The following is a 20,762-nucleotide window of genomic DNA, read 5'->3' on the forward strand; positions in this document are numbered from 1 at the left end:
CCACCCTCCGGGGTGGCTTTTTCATGGTTCAGCCTCGCCGCCGCCGGTCTTCGCCACAGTGACGCAGGATGAAGTCATAGGCGTCGTTCTTGAGCCGTAGCGCTGCATTCCAGTCGCTCCCTTCGGGTTGCAGGAGCGAGCCTAGGTGAATGGCGACCCGGCCGGGATGAGGTCGCCACTCTCTACCTCGCAATAGCCGGCGCGTGCCGTCGATGGCGACCGGTACCACCGGCACGCCGGCATGCGCTGCGGTGAGAAAGGCCCCCATGTGAAAATCGTCCAGGCCGGGCTCGGGGTGAAAGGTACCTTCGGGAAAGATGGCGAGGGTATCCCCCGCCGCCACGGCCTGTTCCACCTGCTGCATGTCCCGCTCCGCCTGGCGTGGGTCGAAGCGCTCGACGAACAGTGCGCCCATGCGAGTCAGCGGTAGGCGGGTCGCGGTGCGATGCTCGAGTTCCTCCTTGGCCAGGTAGCGCATGGTACAGGGCAGGGCGGCGGTCAGCACCAGCACGTCCAGATAGCTGGCGTGGTTGGTGACCAGCACGCAGGGGCGCTTGCCCGGAAGATGCTCCCGACCGTGGACATGCAGGCGTATGCCGGCCAGGGGCATCAGAGCCCGAGTGATGATGTGGGCGGCACGCCAGCGCCAGGCCAGCCGGGGCAGGGGCAAGCCCACTAGCGCTAACAGGCCGATCCCGAGTCCGAAGAGCGACCAGGCATAGGCGTAGTATGCCCAGTTGCACGCCTCGGCCAAGCCCAGGCGCAGCCGACGGCACCATGAGCGTAGCGTCAGCCCGGCCACCTGGCGCCAGACCGGGGGAGCCCGCTCGCCCAATCGCCCTTGTTGATAGAAGTCGCGGGTTGCGGCACGGCGGATCTTGCCGCTCGAGGTCTTGAGCACGCTATGTGGCGGTACCAGTCGAATATCGTCGGCCGGCACGTTGACGATAGCCACTACCGTATCGGCGATGGCGCCATGTAGCTCTCGGCGCTGTGCGGGGTCTTCGACATGGGTTTCCGCCACTACGATCAGCGACTCGACGCCGGTCGCCTGGTCGTGGCTGCCGAATACTGCCACGCACCCCTTGCGTATGCCCTCGAGGCGGCCAACCGCTGCTTCGATGTCGTAGGGGTAGATGTTACGCCCCCCGCGTACCAGCACGTCCTTGCGCCGTCCGCTCACGTGCAGGTCGCCGTTGGCAAGGTAGCCGCGGTCACCGGTGCGCAGCCAGTCGCCGTGACGCAGCTTCTCGCACTCTTCATGGTTGTCGAAGTAGCCGTCGGTAGCGGAGGGGCCCTGGAACTCGATGTCACCCTCCTGACGCTCGGCAAGCGTATGACCCTGGTCATCGACGATACGCAGCGCATAGCCGGGCAACGGCGGGCCGCAATTGACGAAGCCCTGCGCAGCCGCCGGATCGTACTCGGGGCGTGCTTCACCGCTGGCAGCGAAGCGATCGCGATTGACCGAATCGACCACTACGCCGCGGCCGGGGCGAGCCACGCACAGCCCGACCGCGGCCTCGGCCAGCCCGTAGACCGGCATCAGCGCGTCCCTGCGCAGCCCCGCGGGGGCCAGCAGCTTGGTAAAGTGTTCCATGGTGGAGGCACTGACCGGCTCCGCGCCGTTGAAGGCGACCCGCCAGCAGCTCAAGTCCATGCCTTGGATGCGCTCCGGTGGGATGGCGCGCAGGCACAGTTCGTAGCCGAAATTGGGGGCGCCGGAAATGGTGCCGCGGTGGCGGTCTATCAGTTCCAGCCAACGCAACGGGCGCGACAGGAAGGCCAGTGGCGACATCACCACCAGCGGGATGGCGTAATAGAGGCTGGCGAGCCAGGCCGCAATCAGTCCCATGTCATGATAGAGCGGCAGCCAACTGACGAAGACGTCGTCCGGCGTGGCCTCCAGCCGTTCGCCCATGGCACGGATGTTGGCCAACAGTTGGGCGTGGGAGAGCTGCACGCCCTTGGGGTCGCCGGTACTCCCCGAGGTGTACTGCAAAAGGGCCAGACTCGAAGCCTCGGGAGGATGAGGTGGCGCCGAAGAAGGCTGCTCATCGAGTTCCGCCAGGGTCACGATATGACGCAGTTGGGGCGCCTCGGCATGCAGCAGATGCGCTACCGAGCTCGCCTCGGCGACGGTGATCAACAGGCCGGCTCCGGCACTGTCCAGGATTCGCCCATGGCGCCGCAGGTGTTCCTCTAGCTGGGCGGGACGGGCAGGGGGGTAGATGGGAACGGGCACGGCGCCGGCTCGAAGCACGCCGAAGAACGCAACGAAGTAGTCTCGCGAGGTTGGCAGCATCAGGGCGATGCGGTCGCCGTGACGTGTGCCGCGCAATTCCAGCGCCGCGGCAACCCTCCGTGCACCCAGTTCCAGCTCGCCATAGCTGAGGATCTGGGGATCGTCCTCCTCGCCATAGAGATACAGGTGGGGGCGATCCGGGTGCCGTTGCAGGTGCCAGTCCATGACGGCATTGAGGGTGGTGGCCTCTGTCGGGGCGCCGGTTGCTGGGCCGAAGCTGCCATGAGTGGCTTCAGGCGCCGATGGCGAAACGGTGGCACGAGGCTTGCCTGGCTGCTGCTTCGTGGCAGAGCGGGACTGCAGCAACTGCAGCAGAGCTGCGGGGGTGTCGGCGAGCAGCGCCGACTCTGGCAAGCGAACCCCGAAAGCCTGCTCGATGCGCAACAACAGCTCGGAGCGAGCGAGGCTATCCAGACCAAGGTCCCGGTCCAGGCGTGAGTTCAACCGCACGGGAACTCCATTACACCGGTCGGGGTGCGTTTCCTGGATCAGCTCCTCGAGCAGCGCCAACAGCCGCGGCTGCATGGGATCCGTGGCCGGCGTGTCATGACCATCGTCGCGTTTCTGCATACGTCACCTTCATTGTGCGCCCTTGGGCAATGGACTACGACATGGCATGGTTTCTCCATTACTGTAGTTACCGGCCAGGGAGACGATGGATGGACCAGACGCTTGCTGCACTGCTGGAGGCAAAGGGCCTCTCTCCCCAGGAGCCGCTGCGGCCACTCGGAGGTGGCGACATCGCCGCCGTCTATTGGCTGGAAACGTCCCAAGGGCCAGTGGTGGTCAAGCGGGATGACGCCGCGCGGCTATACGGCGAAGCGGATGGTCTGCAGTCCTTGCACGAGGCGGGCAGCTCGCTGCGAGTGCCGGAAGTGCTGGCGCTGGGCGACGGCTGGCTAGTCATGGAGGCGCTCGAGGCCGGTTCGCGCTCGCCACGTTCCGCCATGGCGCTGGGCGAAGGCCTGCGCGAACTGCATTCACACAGCACAACCGAGCACGGCTGGCCGCGGGACAATGCCTGTGGACGCACACCCCAGCCCAATGCGGCGTTAGCCGACGGGCGTGCCTTTCAGCGCGAGCGGCGTCTGCTGCCGCTGGCCCGGGCTTGCCACGCAAGGGGACTGTTGGATAACCGGCTGCGTGGCCGCATCGAGGCCGTGGCGGAAGCGCTCGAAGAGTGGCTGCCGGACGCGCCGGCTAGTCTGCTGCATGGGGATCTCTGGTCGGGCAATGTGCTGCATACGCCGCAGGGACCGGCGATCATCGACCCCGCGGTGTATCGCCACTACCCGGAAGTGGACCTGGCCATGCTGACGCTGTTCGGTTGTCCCGGCGAGATCTTCTTCGAGGCCTACTGGGATGGCGAGGCTCCATCCGACTGGTCACGGCGCGAGGCTCTGTTCCAGCTCTATCCCTTGCTCAACCACCTTTTGCTGTTCGGTGGCGGCTATCGAGGTGGGGTCGAGCGGGCGGTTACCGCCGTGGAGGATTGACGCCGGCAACTTTCATTCGAAAGTTTGTTTGAATATTGCCAGCCCCTTGCTCTCTACATACACTCAAGTATGTTTGTGCGCTCACTCAAGGAAGAGGAACGGTATGAACCGACATTCAAGCGGTTTCATCGGCGTATTGATTATTGCCTGGTTGTTGTCGACGCCGGCCTTGGCAGCCCCCGGAACCGTCACTCTGCAAGTGGACAATGACGGCATGTTCAGCAGCGATGACGACAATTATACGGCTGGTGCAGAACTCCTCTGGACTCAGGCAGCAGCGCCAGATCACTGGAGCCAGCGTATCGCTGGGGGACTTCCGAACGGTTGGTTGGATCGGGTCGATGCGTTGAGCTATCACCTGAGCTATCGCATGTACACACCGGTGGAAGTGGAGCGGCGTGACCTGATCGAGGATGATCGCCCCTACGCCGGCCTGGTACTGGGTGGCCTGTCACTTTACGGTCGGCAGCCGATGCAGAACGACTGGCAGCGTGAAGAGGCACTGCAGTTCGACGTTGGCGTGGTCGGGCCAGTCACGTCGGCCGATAGCATCCAGCGCGAGGTGCACCGTTTCGTCAATGCCCAGCGGCCCCGCGGTTGGTCCCATCAGTTGGGCAACGAGCCCATCCTCAACGCCTCCTATCGCCGCCACTGGTGGCATCGCCAGTCGCTGGGACGCTTGGAAATGCAGCACGGGCCTGGGCTTTCGGCATCCCTCGGCAACCTCATCGTCCAGGCCGGGGCCGGCTACGGCCTGCGCCTTGGCCAAGGGTTGGACAACGCCATGGGCTGGCCCTCCCTGGGGGCGGAGCAGGGCGGCTATCGTCATGTCCCGATGTCGCCGGGCAGCGGCTGGCACGTCTTTGCCGCCCTGCAGGGGCGCTATGTAGCGCATAACCTGCTGCTCGACGGCAACACCGTGCGCGACAGCCATTCGGTCGACCGCCGCGAACTGGTCGGCGATGCCGTGCTGGGGTTGGCGCTGACCTGGGAGAAGTGGCAGGTAAGCGTGGCGCATGTCTGGCGCAGCAAGGAGTTCGAGGAGCAGGAGAGCAGTACCGTGCACGGTGCACTCTCCATGAGCTATCGGTTCTGAGCAATACTGTCGAACGCGCGATGCTCCGCGGCGTCGTAGCTAGCCCAGTCGATGGCCGACCTATACTGGGAACCTGGCCGTCGAATGTGCTTGGCGTCATGACGAGCGGTGGGAGGGCAATGCGATGAACGACCTGTTTCAGCTTCGGCGAGTTGGCGGTGTAGCGCTCTTGCTGACAGGATGGCTTGCCGTAAGCGCCCCTGCCGGAGCCACGCCAGGCGAGCGCCACGCGCCTGCGCCTACTGCCTGGCAGCCGATCTTCCAACCCCTTGCCTGGCATCGCGAACACTGGCGACAACAGCGCCAGTACGACCCTGCACTCAATATCGAATTGCCCTGGATGCTCTTCGATCCCTATTTCCAATGGGACAGAACCTCGCGCCCGGACGAACCACTCCGGCCTGGGGTGAGACAGCGGGAGCGTGGCGACCCATGGCGCGACGACGTGGTGGGCTCCGGCAGTGGCGGCCGCATCGAGGTGCATCCCGAAGGGCGAATCCTGCGCAGCCGGCCACGGAGCGACTGAGCTTTTCCACCATTCGATTTACATCCATACATGCATGAATGTAAAATTTGCCGACCTCTGACGCATCAACGGGAACGACGCACATCATGAAAAGCACATTTCGACTCGGCCGGGCCGCTCTGATGGCGCTGGCCGCCGGTCTGTTGCTGGCCGCCTGTGGCCAGGAGGAAAATCCTCAGGCGCAGCAGGCTGCGCCTGAGCGTCAGCCGCATCCCGTCGAGGTCGTAGCCATTGCGCGCCAGGATATCGCGCTGGAAAAATCTTACCCGTCGATGCTGCGCAGCGATGACGAGGTGACTCTGGTGGCCCGGATCACAGGTATCCTGGAGCAGCGCCATTTCGAGCCCGGCGAGCAGGTGGAGAGAGGCCAGCCGCTGTTCTCCATCGAGCCGGACGTCTATCAGGCAACGGTGAACCAGCACCAGGCCAACCTCCAGAGCGCCCAGGCCGAGCTATCCCGCGCCCAGCGCGATGCCGAGCGTTTCGAGCGCCTGTTGAGCCAGAATTCGGTGAGCCAGCAGCAGGTCGACCAGGCCCGTGCGGACCTTGGCGTGGCACGCGCTGCCGTGGCCCAGGCCGAAGCGGCGCTGGCCAGCTCCCGCATCGACCTCGAGTATGCCGAGGTCACCGCTCCGGTATCGGGCGTGATCGGCCTGGCGCAGGTCAACGTCGGCAACCTGGTCAGCCCCGGCTCGGTTCTGGCCACCATCACACCGCTGGATCCGCTGGAGGTGCGTTTCCAACTGCCCCAGCGCGACGCCTTTGAACTACGCCGGCAGTTGGCCGACGGCAACGTCGAGTCGATCCGTGGCGTTCTCGAAGCCCCAGGTGGCAGCGGCGCCGCTAGCCAGACCCTGTCCGGCCGGCTCGATTTCCTGGGCTCGCGGGTGGATGAGCGCACCAGCACGGTCCAGGCCAGTGCCACCTTCCCTAATCCCGATGCCCTGGTACTGCCCGGCCAGTTCGCGCGCATCAGCCTGGAGGGGCTCAAGCGTTTCGACGTGCTGGCGGTACCCGAGATCGCCATCACTCAGGGCCTGATGGGCCCCCAGGTGTTCGTCCTGGACGAGGACGATGTGGCCCGTGCGCGTACCGTAGAGTTGGGCGAGGTGGCTGGCCCGTGGCAGATCATTCGTGGTGGCCTAGAGCCGGGCGAGAGGGTAGTAGTCGGCGACCCGGCCGGCATCGATCCCGGCACGCCCATCGACCCGCAGCCCTTTGGGGGCGATGCGCAGGCGCTGGTCGAGGAAGTCGAGCAGGCCGAAGCCGAGGCCGAGCGCGAGGCTGCCGAGGCCATGCAGGAGCAGGAAGCCGCCGAGGCCATGCCGGGGGAGGAAGCCGCTGAGGGCGGCGAGGACGACGCATGAATTTTTCCAATTTCTTCATCAAGCGCCCCATCTTCGCCACGGTGCTGGCGATCATCCTCACCGTGATGGGGGTGGTCAGCATGCGGGTGCTGCCCATCGAGCAGTACCCCAGCGTGGTGCCGCCCACGGTGTCGGTGCAGGCGCAGTTTCCGGGCGCCGATGCCGAAACCGTGGCGCAGACGGTGGCAGCCCCGCTGGCCGAGGCGATCAACGGTGTCGAGGACATGCTCTACATGACCTCGACCAGCGGCGACAACGGTTCCATGAGTCTGAACGTGGCGTTCAATATCGGCACCGACGGCGCCATCAATACCATCAACGTCAACAATCGTGTGCAGGGTGCGTTGTCTCGTCTGCCCGAAGCCGTGCAGGCCCAGGGTGTGACGGTGGAGCTTCGCTCCAGCTCGATTCTGATGCTGGTGGCGCTGATTTCACCGCAGGACGATTACAACAACGTCTTCATGCAGAACTACGCCACGCTGAACATCCTCGACGAGCTGCGCCAGGTTCCCGGGGTCGGCGAGGCGTCGGTGCTGGGCGGTGGCGAGTTCGCCATGCGCGTATGGATGGATCCCGACAAGCTGGCCCAGTATGATCTGACCCCCACCGAAGTGGCCAGGGCGATTCGCGCCCAGAACACCGAGGTGCCGGCAGGCAGCCTGGCGGCCACGCCGCAGCGAGATCCGCGGGCGTTTACCTATACCATTACCGCCGGCGGGCGGCTCAGCGACGTCGAGGACTTCCGCAACATCTTCCTGCGCACCAACCCCGACGGTTCATCCCTGCGCCTGGACGACGTGGCGCGCATCGAGCTGGGTGCTTCCTATTACGGCGTGCAGGCACGACTGAACGGCGCCACCATGACGCCGATCATCATCAATCAGCAGCCGGGTGCCAACGCTCTGGAAACGGCGCGGGCAGTGCACGAGACCATGACCGAGTTGGAGGGACGCTTTCCGCCCGGACTCGAGTACGTGGTGCCCTATGACACCACGCTGTTCATCGGGGCCTCGGTGGATACCGTCACCAACGTCTTCATCGAGGCCTTCCTGATCGTCGGCGTGATCCTGTTCATCTTCCTGCAGAACTGGCGCTTCACGGTAATCGCCATGTCGGTGGTGCCGGTCTCGGTGCTGGCTACTTTCGCCGGCTTCTTCATGTTCGGCTTCTCGATCAACCTGCTGACGCTGTTCGCGCTGGTGCTCTCCATCGGCATCGTGGTCGATGACGCCATCCTGGTGGTGGAGAACGTCGAGCGCGTGCTCAGCGAGGATGACGAGATCACGGTGACCCAGGCGACCATCCGTGCCATGCGGGAAGTGGGTGGTCCGGTCATCGCCACTTCGCTGATCATGGCGGCGGTGTTCGTGCCGGTGGCCTTCTTGGGCGGCTTCACCGGCCAGATCTACCAGCAGTTCGCCATCACGGTCGCCGTCTCGGTGGCCTTCTCGGCGCTCATGGCACTGACTTTCACCCCGGCACTGTCGGCCATCTTCATCAAGCACAAGCCGAAGGGCGTGGGGCAGTCCAAGCTGATGCGGGCGCTCTACACGCCACTGCGGCTGTTCGACCGTCTTTTCGCCGGCGTTACGGCTACCTACATGTGGCTGGTCAAGGCGCTGGTGCGTTTCTGGGGGCTGGCGCTGCTGTTGACGGGGCTGGTCATTGGCGGCTCCTGGTGGCTCTATCAGATTGCGCCCTCGACCCTGGTGCCCGAGACCGATCAGGGCATCGTGCTGGCCAGCGTCCAGCTGCCCGACTCCGCCTCTCTGGCACGCACCGAGAGCTACATGGATGAACTCAGCTCGCGCATCCAGGAAATTCCGGGTGTGCAATATTCCACCGCGGTGGCCGGCTATGACATTCTCTCGGGCTCGGTGAATACCGCGCGGGGCATCATGTTCATCAACATGGAGCCTTGGGACGAGCGCGAGCTGACCGCCACCGAACTGGTGGGGCGCATCATGCAGCTGGGCGCGGAGATTCCCGGCGGCTCGGCCATGGCGTTCAACGTACCGCCGATCATGGGGCTCTCGACCACTGGGGGCTTCGAAGGCTACCTGCAATCCTTCGAAGGGGCCTCGCCGCAGGAGTTGTTCCAGGCGTCCGTTCAGGTAATGCAGGCGGCTAATCAGCATCCTGCCCTGCAGCGGGTGTTTACCACCTTCAACGTCAACGTGCCGGGCTATCGTGCTGTGATCGACCAGCAGAAGGCGCTGAGTTACGGCGTGGCCCTGGAAGACCTCAACGCGACCCTGTCGAACACCTTCGGCAACGGTTTCGTCAACTTCTTCAGCTACCAGAACCGTAACTTCCAGGTCTATCTGCAGAACGAGGATGACTTCCGCAAGACCCCGGACGACGTCAGCAGCGTCTACGTGCGCGGGGGCAATGGCGAGCGGATCCCGCTCTCGGAGTTCGTCACGCTGGAACGCCAGGCCAAGCCTGCGGTGGTGTCGCGCTTCGGTGTCTATCTGGGGGCGCAGTTCCAGGGCGGACCCGCGCCGGGCTACAGTTCGGGCCAGGCGATCGCCGCCATGGAGGAGATCGTCGCAGAAACCCTCGGCGGTGGATGGGGCATGGGCTGGACTGGTACTGCCTACCAGGAGAGCCAGCTCGGCAATACCGCGACGCTGGCCATCGTCTTCGGCATCCTGATGGTATTCCTGATCCTGGCAGCGCAGTACGAGAGCTGGTCGTTGCCGCTGGCGGTACTCACGGCGACGCCCTTCGCTTTCCTGGGCGGTATCGGCGGTATCGTGCTGCGTGGGCTCGATACCAGTGTCTACGTGGAGATCGGCATGCTGGTGGTAGTGGGGTTGGCAGCCAAGAACGCCATCTTGATCGTCGAATTCGCCGAGTTGCAGCGCAAGGAGCAGGGCAAGTCGATCCGCGATGCGGCCATTACGGCGGCGGAGCTGCGCTTCCGGCCGATCGTGATGACCTCGCTGGCGTTCATCTTCGGCACATTGCCACTGGCACTCGCCAGCGGGGCGAGTGACGTCAGCAGCCACCATATCGGCACCACCGTCGCGGTGGGCATGGCCTCGGTGGCGATACTTGGCAGCCTCTTCGTGCCGAGCTTCTACGCCGTCATCGCCCGTGTCTCCGACTGGCTGCGCTACCAGCTGCGCGGCCGGCAAGAGACTGCGACCGAGCACTGAGCGCCAGCCATTTCTTAGGCAGCTGACGGGGCGTCATCCTGCGGGATGACGCTCCGTTTCATTTCATGACCTGAAGCGTGCCCCTCGCAGAGCACCTTGGGCTAGGCTGAGAGTGAGTCGAGCGTCAATCGCGAGGAGGCCGCCATGGAAGCGCTGCGTCAGATTGCCCTGAGTTTTCCCGTCGTCGTATTCAGCATCCTGCTGCCATTAATACTGCTCTACTGGCTGCTGGTACTGCTGCGCCTGGCGCCCCTGGAACTGTTTGCGCGCGACAGCCTGAAAGGGGATCACCTGGCAAGCACCATGGTGGCGCTGGGTTTTGCTGGCGTGCCGATTTCCGTTGCGCTCAGTGTGCTGCTGGGGTTGGCTGGAGCCATGACCCTGGCCATCGAGTTGGCCGTGCTGCGCTGGCTGCCGCTGGGCCTGTTCCGCATACCCGTTGGCGTGGCGGTACTGTGGGCAGCTTTCGTTCTTGCCTCGCCATTGGCAGCCAGCCTGTGTCACGCGCTGCACCGTCGCTTTCACCGGGCGGCTCGGGCCCAGCCTCGCTGCCTGCTGGGTGAAACGGTGCAGGTGCGTGACGCGCCCGATGCGCACGGCTGGGCCACGGCCACGGTCGTCGACGACCCCGAGTGCGAAGTGCGACTGCATGGCAAGCCAGACGACCTGCCACACCCCGGCGAGCGCCGGGTACTGGTCAAGTTCGTGGCCCAGGAGGGGGCCTATCGCAGCGTGGCGGAGAGCCGATATTGTGAAGCGCGCGTGCATCTGAGCCGGCTGCGTCTTGCACGCAGCCGTGCCGGGGCGAGCCATGGTGGGGCCGAGGCGCCGCTGTAACGTGGTGCAAGCGTAACGCTAAGAGGAGCGCAGTAGTGTCAACTGAGTCTCGATGAGCTGTGCACCCCGTTCGTGCAGGCTGAAGGTCTCGTAGTTGCGCAGCCAGTCGTGGAACAGCCCGCCAAGTATTGCCTGGAACAGGCGGGCGGCGACTTCCGGTGGGATGTCGTCGCGTAGATGGCCGAGCCGGGCGGCACTCTCGAAATATCCGAGCAGGGCACCGCACGCTTCGTCGGCCATCTCGTTCTGCATCGCCAGTGGGTCGATTTCGGCGAAGGTCTCGCAGTGGTGGATCAAAATGGCATGCACGCGTCGATAGCGCGGCTGCTCTAGGCGCTCGAAGCCACGCTGGCAGGCCTGGTGGATGGCATCCAGCGGTCTTTCCGCTAGCCCCGGGTCGCCAATCTCCTCGACCAGTTCCTCGAACGGCATGCGTACCCGTTGCAGCATGGCCCGGAACAGGTCGGCCTTGTTCTTGAAGTGCCAATAGACGGCACCGCGGGTCATGCCGGCCGCGCGAGCGATCTGCTCCAGCGAAGTGCGGGCCACGCCGCGCTCGAGGAAGACAGCCTCGGCGGCATCGAGCAGGGCTTCGCGCGTGGCGGCGGCTTCTGCCTTGGTACGTCGGGCCATGGTGAGTGGTTTCTCCTCGGAGCTGTCATGTTTCTGTCATTCTACCGCAGCGTAGGCGGGCTTACATTCACATATGTATGTCACGCTTCGCAGTGGAGCGCCATCTTTGTTCAACTCTCGTATTCCACGCAGTGGCACGGTATAACGGATCGAACACCGTTCTGTTTCGGGAAAAGCCATGCCCCGCGCTTCCTTCGAGCTCAATGGCGCCAAGATCAAGCCTGGCAGCCGACTTCAAGTCGACGTGCCGGTGGCGCGACTCTATACCCATGCACCGTTGCACATTCCCATCGAAGTGGTGCACGGTCGCCGCCAGGGGCCGGTCCTGCTGGTGTGCGGGGGTATCCACGGCGATGAGATCAACAGTGTGGAGATCGTGCGTAGACTGATGCGCTCGAAGCAGATCCAAGGGCTGCACGGTACCCTGATCGCCGTACCCGTCGTCAACGTCTTCGGCTTCATGCAGCACAGCCGCTACCTGCCGGATCGGCGCGACCTCAACCGCTGCTTTCCCGGCAGCGAGTCGGGCTCGCTGGGTGCGCGGGTAGCGGCGCTGTTTCGCGAGCAGATCGTAGATCACGCCACGCACATCATCGACCTGCATACGGGAGCCATTCACCGCACCAATCTGCCGCAGATCCGTGCCCAGCTCAGCCCGGGCAGCGAGACCGAGCGCATGGCCAATGCCTTCGGCGCGCCAGTGATCCTCAACGCCGAACTACGCGAAGGCAGCCTGCGCCACTATGCCCAGACGCGGGGCATTCCGGTGCTGACCTATGAAGCCGGCGAGGCGTTGCGCTTCGACGAGTGGGCAATTGCGCCCGGGGTGCGTGGCGTACTGCGAGTCATGCGTCGGCTGGGCATGCTGGCGGGAGAGCATCGTCGGCGGACGCCACCAGCGGCAGAGTTGGCCAATGGATCGAGCTGGGCGCGTGCGCCTATCGACGGCATTCTGCGGCCTAAGGTCCGGCTTGGCGCCCGGGTGACCAAGGGCGATGTGCTAGGCAAGGTGGCCGACCCTCTCGGAAATGCCGAGGCCTGCGTCAAGGCCATGGCCGATGGCATCGTAATCGGCATGAGCAGGCTGCCGCTGGCCAATGAAGGGGAAGCACTGTTCCATATTGCCCGCTTCGATGCCATCGAAGAAGCCGAAAGCGCTATCGAGGGTTTTCACTCCAGCCTCGAGCCGCCGCCCGATCCGCTCTACTGATCACGCTTCGGTGAGGCTGGTTTCGGCTGCACAGGAATCCCTTTCCGGCACCAGGCTCAGGGCATCGTCGAATACTCGCAGGCAGGCGCCGTCGAGGTGGCCATTTTCGGAGAGATGGCGGCGGAAGCGACGTCCGCCCGGCTGACCCTGGAACAGGCCGAGCAGGTGGCGAGTCACGTGGTTGAGCTTGGCGCCTTCCTCGAGCCGGCGTGCAATGTAGGGGCGGAAGGCTCGAGCGGCCGCATGGCGGCTGACGGCCGGCCCGGCGTCGCCGTAGAGCGCCTGGTCCACACCGGCCAGTAGCCAGGGGTTCTGGTACGCCTCGCGGCCGACCATCACGCTGTCCACATGGGCTAGCTGCTCGCGGCATTCTTCGAGCGTCTTGATGCCGCCGTTGATGCCGATATGAAGTTCCGGTCGACTGGCCTTGAGGCGGTGTACGCGCGGGTAGTTGAGCGGCGGGATGTCGCGGTTCTCCTTGGGAGAAAGCCCCTGCAGCCACGCCTTGCGCGCATGTACGATGAACGTCTCGCAGCCGGCATCCGCTACCTGGGAAATGAAGCGCTCCAGGTCGGCGTCCTCGTCCTGGTCGTCGATGCCGATGCGGCACTTCACTGTGACCGGAATGTTCACCACCTCGCGCATGGCGCGTACCGCAGCGGCGACCTTATCCGGATGGCCCATCAGGCAGGCGCCGATCATGTTGTTCTGTACTCGGTCGCTGGGGCAGCCGACGTTGAGGTTCACCTCATCGTAGCCCCACGCCTCGGCAATCGCCGCGCACTCCGCCAGCTCAGCCGGATCGCTGCCGCCCAGCTGCAGCGCAATGGGATGCTCCACTTCGTCATAGCCGAGGAAGCGCTCGCGAGGGCTGCCGTGCAGGATGGCGCCGGTGGTTACCATTTCGGTATAGAGCAGGGCCTGGCGGGTGAGGGTGCGGGCGAAGGCACGGTAATCACGGGTCGTCCAGTCCATCATCGGTGCCACAGAAAACCGGCGCGCCCGTACCAGCGGGTCGTTTCCAGTCGTGTTGCTCATCTATGGCCTCCAGGGTATAGCCGACATTAGCGTTTTGATCACCTCATTTCATCCCACTCAATTCAGTTGTAATGCGCAAAATATCAATACGTTAGCGGCTCGATAGGTGCGCCGAATGAGTCGCACCGTGACGAGCTGCAGGGAACTGGAATGAGGTGGCCGGTTATTGTACGCAAGAAGGTGCAGCGCGCCCAGAGCAGAGGCGCTGTTGGTGTGGCGTGTTACTTCTTCCGCATGAACGGGAATACCTTGCTCATGGCATCCGCGAGTACCTGATCGAGCGGTTTATGATCCAGGCTCACCGCGGCTCGCGCGGCGGTATAGATCCCTTTGTACTCCCGAGCAATTTCGCCATCGCTCATGCCGTCGGGTAGCTGTTCCTTCTCTCGGATCACGTCGATGACGGCCTTGTCCATGGCGTCGTCCTCCATTGAAAACCACTAACTGTCGAGGGTAGTGCAGAATCGCTCTGGCAGCGGCCCATATGCCTGCAGCCTGCTTATGTGCCAACCAGCATCAGTGCGGGTGCCAAGCGGTCTGTCTTCCCTAAAGTGCTTGTAAGATATTTCCTACAAAGCGAAGCGGCGATTTCTTACATTGCCTCATATCGTGCGTTAAACCGCATCTCGCTTGAAGCAACTACCTTGTTTGTAACGGGCAACGGAGAGCCCTACAGGGAAGAAAGAGCGAGGGACTGCTCGGAACCAAGGAAGCTCGAGCAGGATGCTTGAGAAGGTGGAAAGGAAGCGAAGATTCAGCCCGGCCTCACGGCCGGGTTTTCGTGTTCATAGGGCCGGCGCAGCAGGCAGGGGGCTTCGACGGGCTGAATAACGCTGGGTGAGGCCGGGCTGGAGGAGGTGGCAGCTGAACGCCTGGCACTGAAGGCACTCGGCGGCGTGATGCGCTACGTATGGCAAATTTCCTACAACAACTTAAGCGTTTGGCTCTATCCTCGCTACCGAGCGGTTGGTAGGTTAAGCGGGACGCTTCGCCAAGCGATCAGTTCGCCCTGGTCGCCAAGGATGAAGAGAAGCGCGCCTGCAAGGCTCTGGCCAGGGATGGTCGGGGTCTTGCCTATTTACTGCCTGATGGCATTTTGCGTGATCTTTTACACCTTACTTATCCCAGGTTAAAGATCCAGCCTGCGAATAGCTGTCACAGTGTACCTATCGAGCAAGGAGAGCTCAGCAAGGAAGACCGAGTCAGGGACGGCTCATACACCAGGGATGCTCGAGCAGGATGCTTGAGAAGGAAGTAAGGAAGCGAAAATTCGACCCGGCCTGACGGCCGGGTTTTTTTGATCAATACTGCCATTGGAAACATAAACCATCCTGGCGTTTCATAATAATTCATAAAACCTTATTTTCATTACATAGTGGAACATTATTTTTCCTTTCGTCTCTTGATGTGCTTCATTGCCGAACTATTCTGAAGACGTAAGTGAGGCATGGAAGCCTTCCAAGGCAGGAGGCCTTGATGGGCAGGAGGCTCGACAATACGGAACAGGAAGGCTGATTGAGACAAGGATGTCACGGTGGCCAGGGAGTTCCAGAAGCGTTATCTGCACGAGGCAGTCAATTAGCCCTCTCACCTTGGTGAGGGGGCTGCTTCTTTTTGGAGGCAAGGGTCGTGGAAACCTTGCTGATTCTTAGAGTCCGTTTCGAGCCCCTTCGTTACGAACATAGGCCGGCAAGAGCGAAAACCTGACTGGCCATCAAATAGAAGCCTTGCGTGCCTCGCAGGAGGAGGAATAGAAATAGAACATGGGAGCGTGCCAGACGCCGCTTCCTGAGCAAGTAGATTACATTCCGTGTCGGCGATGTCTTACAAGATGAAGAGCCAAAGGCAGCATCTTTTTCTTACCTGATCTGTCAAGCTGTCAGTGGTCGAGCCAAGGAGGCTCTCCAAGGAAGAAGTGCCAGGATGGCTTGGTAATCAAGGAGTTTTGGATAGGGATGTCGTAGAAGTGTGGACGGAGTCGAATCGAGCCCGGCTGTATGCCGGGCTTGTCTCCGTACTTGCTCTGGATACAAGTATAGCGGCCAGTAGGGATGTCTGAGCGGGCCGAGTCGGCCTCATATAGCCTGCGTATTTCAAGAAGATGATATTGTCAAAAGCTGTGTGCCTAATGGGTAACGATGAAGTTTTACCATTGGTCAATACGAGGATTGCTCCACTAGCATGGGGCTATCTCGCAAGGAGCGGGGAAGAAGGAAGATCGGGCAGGATGCCCGCTGACGCCAAGGATGCATGACAGAATCGTCATGTGAACTGGAAAGGAACCAAGAATTGAAGCCCGGTCATGCCGGGCTTTCTTTTTCCTTGTTGCCGACGCAAATTTCCGAATGTGGTTTAGTGTTAAACGGAAATTTATAAGTTATTCAACGATTTGAGACTTGGTCTTGGGCGGCGGGAAAAATCCTGCACAGAGCTTTAACTTAGGTTAATACTTTCGCAATCGCTCAGTGGCATTATGCTATGTGGGCCATCATCCGTTGGCTGACTTTCTTGATCGTGGTTGTCGTTCTGAGGCGATGGAGCCGTGGGGTGGCTCCAAGATACCGCTAGTGATCGAAGCGGCATGAATACCGAAGGAGTTGAAAATGAAGCTTGACTCCAGCCTCGCTTAAGAGACTGGTGGCGCAGGAGAAAAAGAATGATCAGGCTAACATGGAAGTTAGGGTTAAAATTTCTTGATGCCAAAGGCCCTTCTTTCGCAATAATGCTGCTCGTTTCATTCATGGTCTGGATACTTTTCCGGCCATATGCAGGCGGCGTCAATATGGCCTCCGGGAAGGAGGTGGAGGATATCAGGTATCAAAAAATAAGCGTCTCTTATTCGCAGAGTACGGCCGAGCTCATGCTTTATGATGAAGAACTTTTTTCTCATTCCCTTAGTATTCTTGATACTAAAAAATATTACTGCTTGATGACAGAATATCTGGACCGGGAGCAAGAAGAGCGGCTACGGTCCGCTACCCTGGTTCACTACGAGATCTTGTGCGGCATCTTTTCCGATGCCGCGGCCATGGTCGATACCTATGCCGACCGGCTCGGTGGCTGGGAAGACTCCAGCATGGAACTTCATGAGTTCACGTTCTATACGCGGAGCAGGGAGCGATCTATCGGGCCCTTCCTGACCCAAGGGGAGTGCATCGAAATAGCCGACCGACTGGTGCAGGCGGGTGAGCGGATCTCCTGCTGCATGCCCTACGGCCAGGCTCAGTGGACTGCTTCAGACCGGGGCTGACGTGCCAATCAGGCAATGTGGAAGCCTGTTGACCGAAACAGAATGATAACGCTGGTCAAGGGAGCTGAATTTAACCTGCGATTCTGGAAAGTGTGCTCTTTCATCATGTGCTATGTAGAAGAGGAGGGTGCATGATTTGGAGGTGCGATGATGGAACAGCGTCAAGAATTGCTCGAAGCTTTACGCGATGAGCTTGTCGAACGTGTTGATCGCTACAAGGTCCACAAGATGCGCTTGGAAAATCCCTTGGACAGGGACATGGAAGACCAGGCCATCGAACTTGAGAACGAAGATGTCATCGATGCTCTCGAGGAGGAGGCCGAAGAGGAGTTGGGGCAGGTTATGCATGCGCTAGAGCGTATCGAGGAAGGTGAAGGCGAATTGTGTGAACGCTGTGGCGTGCCGATCGACCCCCGAAGGCTCGACGCGATTCCCTACGCTACGCTTTGTCTCGATTGTGCTGAGCAGGAAGGAGAGACGTAGCCGCGCCGGACAGGACTTGCCAACCGCCTGAGTGTTAGTCTAGGAAAACAATGTTCGGTCAGGAGAAAGGCATGAAGGCATGGCGGCGATCCTGCGCAGGGCTGCTGACGATGTTGTGGCTGTCGGGTTGTGGTGGCGATGGCAATGGTAATGGCGATGATACGACAGGAGAGGAAGAGGCACCGCCCGAGCAGTCAGTCGAAATCGTGAGTGAGCCCGAAGACGAAGCGGCTGCGGTAGATCCCTTGCCGGTCGAAATTCACGTATCGGCCACGTTACGCAATGATCGACGTCTCATGGTGGAGGGAGAGAGCAACCTGCCGGATGAGACGCGCCTCCTGATTGTGGTGGAGCGCGAGCTGAGTGGAGTGCGCTGGCAATCACGTACTGCGGTATTGGAAGGACATTTTGCCGCTGGGCCATTCGGGCCGGGTAGTGGCCTGCCTGATGGCGGTTACACCATCACTGTCAACTTGGTTGAGTCCAGCGTTCAACCTACCTCCGTACGCGAGCGAATCGGCGCCCAAGGCGAATATCTCGAAGGCCCATTGGTCCAGCGTGCTCGCCATGGCCTGGGGCAGGTGGCAAGCTACTCGCGACGTTACCTGATCGGCAGTGAACCACGCCGTGCCACCGACCAGGTAGACGTGCTGGAAGTCGAATGAAATCGGATGGCGCCGTCAGGCGCCGTCTTTGCACCAGCGAGCCAACAGTCGCCCTACGACCCTCTCGGTCGCATCCAGCGGGATCGGTAACGCCTTGGGATCGTTCCCGCTGCTGACCAGCAGCTCACCGCTGTTGCCATGCTCGAGTTGACCGATATACAGCCCACCGGCACCTTCGATCAGATAGCGGCCCGGTTGGTCACAGTTCTCCGTGGGGCCAAACGCAGCCAGGTCGCCGCTTTCGAGATAATCGAACTGCTCGCCGGGCGCGGGCGTGACGAGGTAGCACTCACCCTGCCAGTCGACACCTGCCAGTATTTCGTTGGATAGCGTGAAGCGATTGGCATTGGGGTCCAGCCATGGCACGGGAGGCTGGCCGCGGAGGTAAAGGGGCGCGGGCGTCAACCGAGCCTCACCTTCAAGCAGTTGAGCCAGCGAGCATTGAAGGGCATCCGCCAGTGCTACCAGCCTCTCATGGCCTATTTGCTTGATAGCGCCCGACTCCCAATACGAGATCGTGACGTCCGAAACGCCTACCTTCCTTGCCAGTGCGGCTTTGTTCAGGTTTGCCTGTAACCGTAAGTGCTTGATTCTTTCGCCCAATGAATCCATTTCACCAACCTGACGACTGTCAATTCAAAAGTTAAGTCGATAGTCAATGATCTGTGTTAACTGTGCAAATTTAGCGCGTCAACGATAAATTGACTATTAGCCGCTGTCATACTCCCGGTTAACAAGAATCATTCTGCATATTATGATCCGCGCTGACTATCCGGAGAGTGGTGGTGCGGCTGCCTGTGTCGACTCAGGTGCGTATAATGCCGCCATAACGCATACCCGATTGGATAAAGGACGACATGACTGTACGTACTCGCATTGCGCCGTCACCCACCGGCGACCCACACGTAGGCACCGCCTATATCGCACTGTTCAATCTCTGCTTTGCGAGGCAGCACGGCGGGCAGTTCATCTTGCGAATCGAAGACACGGACCGGGTGCGCTCCACGCAGGAATCCGAGCAGATGATCCTGGACTCGTTGCGCTGGCTCGGGCTCGAGTGGGATGAAGGCCCCGACGTGGGAGGTCCTCATGGCCCCTATCGTCAGAGTGAACGTGGCGATATCTACGCCGAGTACGCCCGCCAGCTCATCGAGGCCGGTCATGCCTTCAGGTGTTACCGCACCAGCGAAGAGCTGGACGAGCTGAGGGAGGCACGCAAGGCGTCCGGTATGCATCTGGCGTTGAAACCCTCCGACCTGGCACTGCCGGAAGGCGAGACGGTTCGTCGTGAGCGTGAAGGCTGGCCATACGTGGTGCGCATGAAGGTGCCGTCCAGTGGTACCTGCGTGATCGACGACATGCTGCGCGGTCCCATCGAGGTCGACTGGGCGCAGGTGGATGCCCAGATTCTGCTCAAGTCTGACGGCATGCCGACCTATCACCTGGCCAACGTGGTGGACGACCACCTCATGGGCATCACCCATGTGCTGCGTGGTGAGGAGTGGATCAACTCGGCGCCCAAGCATCAGTTGCTGTATGAGTATTTTGGCTGGCAGATGCCTGTGCTGTGTCACATGCCACTGCTGCGCAATCCTGATAAGTCGAAGCTTTCCAAGCGCAAGAACCCCACCTCCATCAACTATTATCGTCGCATGGGATTCCTGCCGCAGGCGGTGATCAACTACCTGGGGCGCATGGGTTGGTCGATGCCCGACGAGCGCGAGAAGTTCAGCCTTGATGAGATGATGGCGAGCTTCGACATTCAGCGGGTGTCATTGGGCGGCCCTGTCTTCGACCTGGAGAAGCTGACCTGGCTCAACGGGCTCTATATACGTGAGGATCTGGATGACCGGGCCTTCCTCGATGCGCTGCTGAAGTGGGCGTTCAATGAGGATTACGTCGCCCAGATTCTTCCGCAGGTGCGCACTCGGGTGGAGACGCTCTCCCAGGTGGCGCCTCTGGCAGGGCATTTTTTCAGCGGTGTGCCTGACGTCGCAGAACAAGACTTCGAGGGCGTCAAGCTGGAGCGTGAGGAGCTGGTCAAACTGCTGCAGTTCCTGACCTGGCGCTTCGAGACGGTGTCGGCCTGGCACAAGGAGGCGCTGCTTGACGAGGTTAAGGCACTCACCGGCCACTTCGAGCTCAAGATGAAGGATTTCCTGGCGCCTGTTTTCATTGCCATCACCGGTTCCGCGGCGAGTACCTCGGTGATGGACGCCATGGCGATCCTGGGATCCGACGTGACGCGTGCGCGGCTGCGCCATGCCATTGAAGTACTCGGCGGCGTTTCCAAGAAGCAGGCCAAGCGCTTCGAGAAGGAGTTCCGCGACTTGGCCTGATCGGTCCGAAAGTCTTGACGAGGGCGGGACGAATCAGTAACATACGCCCCGTCTTCACGGCACATGTGGGGCCTTAGCTCAGCTGGGAGAGCGCGACACTGGCAGTGTCGAGGTCAGCGGTTCGATCCCGCTAGGCTCCACCAATATTGCAAGTGCCATGAGTGAGCGATATTGCGTCCCATTCGTCTAGTGGTCTAGGACACCGCCCTTTCACGGCGGGAACAGGGGTTCGAACCCCCTATGGGACGCCACTTCTTGTCTTTTCGTTGTGAAAATCCTTTTCCCGAAACGATCTCTTGAGACGCTCTGGCGCCTTGAGCCTTTGCTGTGCCTGCCTATCATGCGCAGGGCTT

The 20,762-nt window shown here is 61.5% G+C and carries 16 protein-coding genes, 2 tRNA genes and 1 pseudogene; 13 read left to right on the plus strand and 6 right to left on the minus strand.

Annotated features, from left to right (window positions below; translation table 11 throughout):
- Positions 1-28: 28 nt before the first annotated feature.
- A complete protein-coding gene (locus SPH52_RS03600) occupies positions 29-2,875 on the minus strand; it encodes an AMP-binding protein (RefSeq protein WP_411793638.1) in 2,847 nt (948 codons plus the stop codon).
- An 89-nt stretch (positions 2,876-2,964) separates the two neighbouring features.
- On the opposite strand from SPH52_RS03600, the gene SPH52_RS03605 reads away from it, so the two are divergent.
- The 6 genes from SPH52_RS03605 (at position 2,965) to SPH52_RS03630 (ending at position 10,791) form a co-directional block, all read left to right on the plus strand.
- Positions 2,965-3,801 (plus strand): fructosamine kinase family protein, encoded by an 837-nt coding sequence (locus SPH52_RS03605; protein WP_411793639.1) that lies wholly within the window; start codon positions 2,965-2,967, stop codon positions 3,799-3,801.
- 103 nt (positions 3,802-3,904) lie between these two features.
- A complete protein-coding gene (locus tag SPH52_RS03610) occupies positions 3,905-4,897 on the plus strand; it encodes a lipid A deacylase LpxR family protein (RefSeq protein WP_411793640.1) in 993 nt (330 codons plus the stop codon).
- 124 nt (positions 4,898-5,021) lie between these two features.
- Complete coding sequence (locus SPH52_RS03615) at positions 5,022-5,423, plus strand: hypothetical protein (RefSeq protein ID WP_411793641.1); 402 nt, start codon at positions 5,022-5,024, stop codon at positions 5,421-5,423.
- A gap of 86 nt (positions 5,424-5,509) precedes the next feature.
- On the plus strand, positions 5,510-6,790 hold the full coding sequence (locus SPH52_RS03620) for an efflux RND transporter periplasmic adaptor subunit (RefSeq protein WP_411793642.1): 1,281 nt from the start codon (positions 5,510-5,512) through the stop codon (positions 6,788-6,790).
- Positions 6,787-9,954, plus strand: a complete 3,168-nt coding sequence (locus SPH52_RS03625) for an efflux RND transporter permease subunit (protein ID WP_411793643.1) — start codon at positions 6,787-6,789, stop codon at positions 9,952-9,954. Before SPH52_RS03620 ends, SPH52_RS03625 begins: the two co-directional genes overlap by 4 nt.
- A gap of 144 nt (positions 9,955-10,098) precedes the next feature.
- Positions 10,099-10,791, plus strand: a complete 693-nt coding sequence (locus SPH52_RS03630; protein WP_411793644.1) for a hypothetical protein — start codon at positions 10,099-10,101, stop codon at positions 10,789-10,791.
- An 18-nt stretch (positions 10,792-10,809) separates the two neighbouring features.
- Here SPH52_RS03630 and SPH52_RS03635 read toward each other — a convergent pair whose 3' ends face one another.
- A complete protein-coding gene (locus SPH52_RS03635) occupies positions 10,810-11,424 on the minus strand; it encodes a TetR family transcriptional regulator (protein ID WP_411793645.1) in 615 nt (204 codons plus the stop codon).
- A 178-nt stretch (positions 11,425-11,602) separates the two neighbouring features.
- On the opposite strand from SPH52_RS03635, the gene SPH52_RS03640 reads away from it, so the two are divergent.
- Positions 11,603-12,634, plus strand: coding sequence for a succinylglutamate desuccinylase/aspartoacylase family protein (locus SPH52_RS03640; RefSeq protein ID WP_411793646.1), 1,032 nt, complete (start codon positions 11,603-11,605; stop codon positions 12,632-12,634).
- On the opposite strand, the gene dusA is transcribed toward SPH52_RS03640, so the two are convergent.
- Positions 12,635-13,672, minus strand: coding sequence for a tRNA dihydrouridine(20/20a) synthase DusA (gene dusA, locus SPH52_RS03645; RefSeq protein ID WP_411793647.1), 1,038 nt, complete (start codon positions 13,670-13,672; stop codon positions 12,635-12,637).
- 221 nt (positions 13,673-13,893) lie between these two features.
- Entirely contained in the window at positions 13,894-14,088 is a 195-nt protein-coding gene (locus SPH52_RS03650; RefSeq protein ID WP_411793648.1) for a hypothetical protein, read from the minus strand.
- Between the two features lie 2,240 nt (positions 14,089-16,328).
- Here SPH52_RS03650 and SPH52_RS03655 point away from each other — a divergent pair.
- The 3 genes from SPH52_RS03655 (at position 16,329) to SPH52_RS03665 (ending at position 18,070) form a co-directional block, all read left to right on the plus strand.
- Complete coding sequence (locus tag SPH52_RS03655) at positions 16,329-16,922, plus strand: hypothetical protein (protein WP_411793649.1); 594 nt, start codon at positions 16,329-16,331, stop codon at positions 16,920-16,922.
- 147 nt (positions 16,923-17,069) lie between these two features.
- Complete coding sequence (locus tag SPH52_RS03660; RefSeq protein WP_411793650.1) at positions 17,070-17,405, plus strand: TraR/DksA family transcriptional regulator; 336 nt, start codon at positions 17,070-17,072, stop codon at positions 17,403-17,405.
- A 71-nt stretch (positions 17,406-17,476) separates the two neighbouring features.
- Entirely contained in the window at positions 17,477-18,070 is a 594-nt protein-coding gene (locus tag SPH52_RS03665; protein WP_411793651.1) for a hypothetical protein, read from the plus strand.
- A 15-nt stretch (positions 18,071-18,085) separates the two neighbouring features.
- On the opposite strand, the gene SPH52_RS03670 is transcribed toward SPH52_RS03665, so the two are convergent.
- Both SPH52_RS03670 and SPH52_RS03675 read right to left on the minus strand, forming a co-directional pair.
- Complete coding sequence (locus SPH52_RS03670) at positions 18,086-18,475, minus strand: hypothetical protein (RefSeq protein ID WP_411794111.1); 390 nt, start codon at positions 18,473-18,475, stop codon at positions 18,086-18,088.
- A gap of 24 nt (positions 18,476-18,499) precedes the next feature.
- Positions 18,500-18,682, minus strand: a pseudogene (locus SPH52_RS03675) (helix-turn-helix domain-containing protein); the annotation flags it as partial.
- 245 nt (positions 18,683-18,927) lie between these two features.
- On the opposite strand from SPH52_RS03675, the gene gltX reads away from it, so the two are divergent.
- The 3 genes from gltX to SPH52_RS03690 all read left to right on the plus strand — a co-directional run bounded on the left by gltX (position 18,928) and on the right by SPH52_RS03690 (position 20,660).
- Positions 18,928-20,409: a glutamate--tRNA ligase gene (gltX, locus tag SPH52_RS03680; protein WP_411793652.1), complete on the plus strand. Its 1,482-nt coding sequence runs from the start codon at positions 18,928-18,930 to the stop codon at positions 20,407-20,409.
- A gap of 67 nt (positions 20,410-20,476) precedes the next feature.
- Positions 20,477-20,552, plus strand: a tRNA-Ala gene (locus tag SPH52_RS03685).
- A 32-nt stretch (positions 20,553-20,584) separates the two neighbouring features.
- A tRNA-Glu gene (locus SPH52_RS03690) sits at positions 20,585-20,660 on the plus strand.
- Positions 20,661-20,762: the final 102 nt, after the last annotated feature.

The sequence above is a fragment of the Halomonas sp. A29 genome (assembly GCF_046723295.1).
Classification (GTDB): domain Bacteria; phylum Pseudomonadota; class Gammaproteobacteria; order Pseudomonadales; family Halomonadaceae; genus Halomonas.

Coding starts and splice junctions, on each gene's coding strand:
- SPH52_RS03620 (WP_411793642.1), top strand. CDS start 5,510: ATGAAAAGCACATTTCGACTCGGCCGGGCCGCTCTGATGGCGCTGGCC.
- SPH52_RS03605 (WP_411793639.1), top strand. CDS start 2,965: ATGGACCAGACGCTTGCTGCACTGCTGGAGGCAAAGGGCCTCTCTCCC.
- SPH52_RS03660 (WP_411793650.1), top strand. CDS start 17,070: ATGATGGAACAGCGTCAAGAATTGCTCGAAGCTTTACGCGATGAGCTT.
- SPH52_RS03665 (WP_411793651.1), top strand. CDS start 17,477: ATGAAGGCATGGCGGCGATCCTGCGCAGGGCTGCTGACGATGTTGTGG.
- SPH52_RS03615 (WP_411793641.1), top strand. CDS start 5,022: ATGAACGACCTGTTTCAGCTTCGGCGAGTTGGCGGTGTAGCGCTCTTG.
- dusA (WP_411793647.1), bottom strand. CDS start 13,672: ATGAGCAACACGACTGGAAACGACCCGCTGGTACGGGCGCGCCGGTTT.
- SPH52_RS03650 (WP_411793648.1), bottom strand. CDS start 14,088: ATGGACAAGGCCGTCATCGACGTGATCCGAGAGAAGGAACAGCTACCC.
- SPH52_RS03655 (WP_411793649.1), top strand. CDS start 16,329: ATGATCAGGCTAACATGGAAGTTAGGGTTAAAATTTCTTGATGCCAAA.
- SPH52_RS03630 (WP_411793644.1), top strand. CDS start 10,099: ATGGAAGCGCTGCGTCAGATTGCCCTGAGTTTTCCCGTCGTCGTATTC.
- SPH52_RS03610 (WP_411793640.1), top strand. CDS start 3,905: ATGAACCGACATTCAAGCGGTTTCATCGGCGTATTGATTATTGCCTGG.
- SPH52_RS03625 (WP_411793643.1), top strand. CDS start 6,787: ATGAATTTTTCCAATTTCTTCATCAAGCGCCCCATCTTCGCCACGGTG.
- gltX (WP_411793652.1), top strand. CDS start 18,928: ATGACTGTACGTACTCGCATTGCGCCGTCACCCACCGGCGACCCACAC.
- SPH52_RS03640 (WP_411793646.1), top strand. CDS start 11,603: ATGCCCCGCGCTTCCTTCGAGCTCAATGGCGCCAAGATCAAGCCTGGC.
- SPH52_RS03635 (WP_411793645.1), bottom strand. CDS start 11,424: ATGGCCCGACGTACCAAGGCAGAAGCCGCCGCCACGCGCGAAGCCCTG.
- SPH52_RS03600 (WP_411793638.1), bottom strand. CDS start 2,875: ATGCAGAAACGCGACGATGGTCATGACACGCCGGCCACGGATCCCATG.